We start from the raw sequence: 857 nt of genomic DNA, 5'->3' as shown, positions 1-857 counted from the left end.
ATGGAAAAGATGTCTTTAACTCCTTCCAAAGAAGCGGTTAAAAAAGTATATAATAAAGAAATTGAATTAAATGAACATACGCTCACTATACGAGTGTATGAACCTGAAGGAACAGGGCCATTTCCCGCTCTTGTTTATTATCATGGAGGAGGCTGGGTATTAGGCAGCCTGGATACTCATGACTCCATATGCAGGTCGTATGCAAATGAAACAAACTGTATTGTAGTGTCTGTTGATTACCGTCTTGCTCCTGAAGATAAATTTCCCGCTGCAGTAAACGATGCCTATGACGCCTTGGATTGGATTTCAGCTCATGCGTCTCAATTAAATATCGATTCAAACAAAATTGCCGTCGGGGGCGACAGTGCCGGTGGCAACCTTGCTGCGGTTGTGAGCATTTTAGCAAAAGAAAGGCAGGGTCCGTCTATTGTTCATCAGCTGCTTATTTATCCATCTGTAGGATTTAAAAATCAGCACCCTGCCTCTATGAAAGAAAATGGGGAAGGATATTTTCTTTCAAAAGATCTTATGGATTGGTTTCGTCTTCACTACTTAAACAATAAAGAAGAAGAACAGCATCCCTATAACGCTCCGGTATTACTAGAAGATTTATCGAGTCTACCGAGCGCTACCATTATTACAGCACAGTATGATCCTCTAAGAGATAGCGGAAAAGACTACGCGGACGCATTAAAAAATCACGGTGTTCCCGTCACCTATGAAAATTATGAAACGATGATTCACGGATTTTTAGGGTTTCATGAATTTGTCCCACTCGCTCAGCAGGCGATCAATAAAAGCGCAGCTCAACTGCGTCAAGTATTTGATTCTATTTAAGGATATATAGTGTCATAAAT

1 protein-coding gene is annotated in these 857 nt (G+C 40.6%); it reads left to right on the top strand.

From position 1 onward, the window contains the following. A partial coding sequence (locus tag AC1DRF_RS30175) for an alpha/beta hydrolase (protein ID WP_477742593.1) occupies positions 1-837 on the top strand: 837 nt, incomplete at its 5' end. Between the last annotated feature and the right edge of the window lie 20 nt (positions 838-857).

The sequence above is a fragment of the Priestia sp. P5_B4 genome (assembly GCF_056400385.1).
This window is presented reverse-complemented; position numbering and strand designations above follow the sequence as displayed.